General features: G+C 52.6%; 4 protein-coding genes. 1 reads left to right on the plus strand and 3 read right to left on the minus strand.

The genetic code is table 11. From position 1 onward, the window contains the following. The first annotated feature begins 34 nt into the window (after window positions 1-34). Window positions 35-487, plus strand: coding sequence for a phytanoyl-CoA dioxygenase family protein (locus tag ACESLK_RS30040; RefSeq protein ID WP_373233534.1), 453 nt, complete (start codon window positions 35-37; stop codon window positions 485-487). Window positions 488-549: 62 nt separating this feature from the next. Here the strand turns inward: ACESLK_RS30040 and ACESLK_RS30045 are convergent, their stop codons facing one another. The 3 genes from ACESLK_RS30045 to ACESLK_RS30055 all read right to left on the minus strand — a co-directional run. Further along, on the minus strand, window positions 550-1581 hold the full coding sequence (locus tag ACESLK_RS30045; RefSeq protein ID WP_373233531.1) for a DUF7309 domain-containing protein: 1032 nt from the start codon (window positions 1579-1581) through the stop codon (window positions 550-552). Then, window positions 1568-2755, minus strand: coding sequence for an acyltransferase family protein (locus ACESLK_RS30050; RefSeq protein WP_373233532.1), 1188 nt, complete (start codon window positions 2753-2755; stop codon window positions 1568-1570). Before ACESLK_RS30050 ends, ACESLK_RS30045 begins: the two co-directional genes overlap by 14 nt. Continuing rightward, on the minus strand, window positions 2755-3339 hold a 585-nt coding region (locus ACESLK_RS30055; RefSeq protein WP_373233533.1), incomplete at its 5' end, for a DUF368 domain-containing protein. The genes ACESLK_RS30055 and ACESLK_RS30050, both read right to left, overlap by 1 nt.

Genomic DNA, 3339 nt, shown 5'->3' on the forward strand with positions numbered 1-3339 from the left:
TTTCATCAGGCGTTGATGCAGCCGATGAAAACCACTGGCAGAGACCTGTCAAACTACTGCGAGGCTCAAATTCAACAAATCGCCTCCTAAGCAACAACTATCTAGAACTCAGCCTTATATTAAGAACGATCCGATGACGATGATTGCGGCTTGGACGGCTATGGAGGAACGAATTGACGAGGAGAACGGCTGCTTGTGGGTCATGCCGGGTACGCATAAGCTGGGACTGCTTCCTCATGGCGCAGTCAAGAATGTGGAAGAGCATGAGCCGTGGACGGAGGAGACGGAGGGCGTTGATACGAGCAAACAAATTCCCGTTGTGATGGAGAAGGGTGACATTCTGCTGTTCAGCGAGCTGCTCATTCATTCTTCCGGTAAGAACAGAAGCACCAACCGTTGGCGTCGATCCTATGTGTGCCATTATATCCGCGAGGATTCCTTCGTCACACACCGCGAGGATTTGCGCGTAAAATATCCGTTGTATTGAGCATTCGTACCTGCAGCCGCGGTTCCAGCCGCGGCTGTCAGTCACAGACACTGTTCGGCAGCTTAACCAATGCCGCCTATAATGGCTTCCCTGGCTTCGTCAAGCGCGTCAAGCCGTCGGTCCAGCTTCAGCTTGATCCCCAGCTTGTCGGCCGCATGCTCCAGTGCAGCATAGGCTTTGTGCGAACCAACCCGAATAAGGGCCGGTTTACGATTCTTGTTCCGGATCAGCTTGAGCAGCTGATTGACATATTCCGCTCGACAATCTACGGCTTCAATAATAGCGGCGTCCAGGATCATCCCATCCTTCCCGTTCACCCAAAGACAGAGCCGCGGATAATACCCTCTCTGACCCTTCTCGCCAATTATGATAGGTGCGAAATCATAATCGCTTTCCCACACGTCATTGCCGCTTGGCATCTGCTTCTGAATCTGCTTCAGCATGAGCTCATCCGAATATTGATAAGGCTCTTCCTCAACGATATCCTCGACGAACGGCCTCCACTGATCCTTCCATGAAACCCCATCCTCATGAATCGTTGGAACACGGTGAAGCCGCTTGCCATATGCCTCCTCAGCTACTGGAACTTTCCCCATTCGTTCAAGATAAAGACGCTGGGCATACATAATCGTTTGCTCCAATGCCGTCGTCAGAAACCGGACCTGCCCTTGATGAAGCGTCCAAGGCACGAGCCCCGGCTCATAGCTTCGGAACAGCGGCCATTCCTTCGAACCGCGAAACTTGTACCCCAGACGACGAATCAAATCCAAATCCGTCTTCTCCAGATCGCCGCGATCCTCGAAATTGACTACAATGGCCTTGGTTTGCCTAAGAAATTCATCATTGTCTTGAATGTCATCATTCAGCAGCTTCTGAAGGTAACCGGCGCTTTCCTTGCCCATATACACATTCAGCCCAAACTCCATTCCGCCGTTCCCAAGCACGACACAGTACCCGAGCTCGCCGGTTTCAGGGTCGGACACCACAAAATAATCCTCGTTCCCTATCCATTCCCAGCATTCCAGCTGCTTGAAGGCTATCGCCGTCTCAAACAACCTTTTCCATTCCTCCAGACTTGCCTCACGATGCTCCATATGTGGATCTCCCTCTTCTGTTCATTTCCGACGTTGCCATCCCTTTCCTAGCGTTCACCGGATTACCCAGCATAAATTGAACAACCTCTACACGCCTCACGACAAAATGATACATGCCCATGATGATTGCGAATGACCCCAAGATGAGCAGAAGCATCTTCGTTCCGAGCGGAAGCTCCAGCTGATACAGCCCGTACCCCATCAGCACGATGACAGGCTGGTGCAGCACATAGAACGGCATCAACGCCTCACTGGCGTAGGTGAGGAACCCGCTTTTCCTCGTCAGCCACCTCTGTCCAACATAGAAGATGAAGAACATCGCATTCCATACCATGAACATTCGGAGCGCCGTGTATAGCAGCGACTCTACGGTGCCGCCGGGCGGGAATCCCCCGATCATCGGCCAGCTGACGCAGACGAGCAGGCTCGCTCCGAACGATGCGCCCGTCCACCAACCGGACCGATGCACATAACTCCTGAAGGCCGGCCTGGAGAAGAACAGGAAGCCGTAGCTGTAAATCAGGAGATACAGCACGATTCCCCAGCTCGCGAGGTTAAGCACATCGTTGACCGTAAGCGCGGCCGCGAGCAACGGGATCAAGAGCAACCCATACTGCAGATGACCGAATGGCTTGTCCTTCCACTCCTTCCGCAGCCTCACGAATACAGGCAGGGTCACCACGGAGAAAACGAGCAGCAGCAGCAAATACCAGAGATGGTGGCCCGCGATCGAGAAGTTGCCCGTTCCGCCGATCTCCACATACACCCCGTCAAAGTAGTGCGGCAGGAATTGGAGAAAGCTCCCAGTAAAATGTCCAGTCGATTCACGTTCCACATATACCTGAGGGGGGGCGAGCACAAACATGCCGAGCAGCAGCGGTACACCGAGTCGAGAAAGCCGCTCCCGGACAAAGGCGCCTCCGCTGCGTTTCCTAAGAGCGAAGGAGGTGCTGATGCCTGAGATCGCGAAGAACACCGGCATCATCCAAGAGCCGACCAGCAGCGAAAATGCGAGCATATAGGAGGTGTCGATCTGGTTGTTCTTGATATGCCAATCAAAGGGGTTCACGAACATCGAGCAATGATACAGAAACACGATGAGCATGACCAGCACCTTGATCCAGTCCAAATCCCACTGCCTGGAGGTATTCTTCGTTTTGTTCAGGTTCGTCATTACTTTTGTTCCATAACCAACAATCTTGTCGCACCCAGTCCCAAGCCGAATGTCACGACACTAATCGCAATCGTGGATCCATCGGCCGGCAAGCCGGGATATACAACAAACACAGACCCTGCAATCAACCCTAAGATGATGGCATAGGTCATATGGGGAAAGCGGGCAAGCGCGTACCGAATGCCTTTACTGCTTACAATAAAACCGACGATGACACCCGATCCGATTGTAACAATCAATGGCACATGAAATTCCGACAAGGCATAGATGGCGGTTGGGTACACACCTAATAAAAGCAGGATAAACGATCCGCTGATTCCCGGCAGAAGCATGGCCATGCTTGCAAGCCAGCCGGCTAGAAACAGCATGAGGAACGTAGAGGCATTCAGCGTCGTAATCGGTTCTCCGGACTTCTCCGGACTGAGGAAGGCCATGGAGGCAACCAAAACAGCGGAAACGAGGAGGACCGATATATGTTGCCATTTAAAATGGGTTCTCGCCCCTGATTCTTTGAACAGCATGGGGATCACCCCGATCACAAGAGCCATAAAAAAGAACTGAGTCGGCACATAATAGTGCTCCAA

The sequence above is a fragment of the Cohnella sp. genome, from assembly GCF_041640265.1.
Lineage (GTDB): Bacteria > Bacillota > Bacilli > Paenibacillales > Paenibacillaceae > Cohnella.

Excerpts from the sequence above, each read along its gene's own strand:
- ACESLK_RS30045 (WP_373233531.1), bottom strand. The coding sequence starts at position 1,581 with ATGGAGCATCGTGAGGCAAGTCTGGAGGAATGGAAAAGGTTGTTTGAG.
- ACESLK_RS30050 (WP_373233532.1), bottom strand. The coding sequence starts at position 2,755 with ATGACGAACCTGAACAAAACGAAGAATACCTCCAGGCAGTGGGATTTG.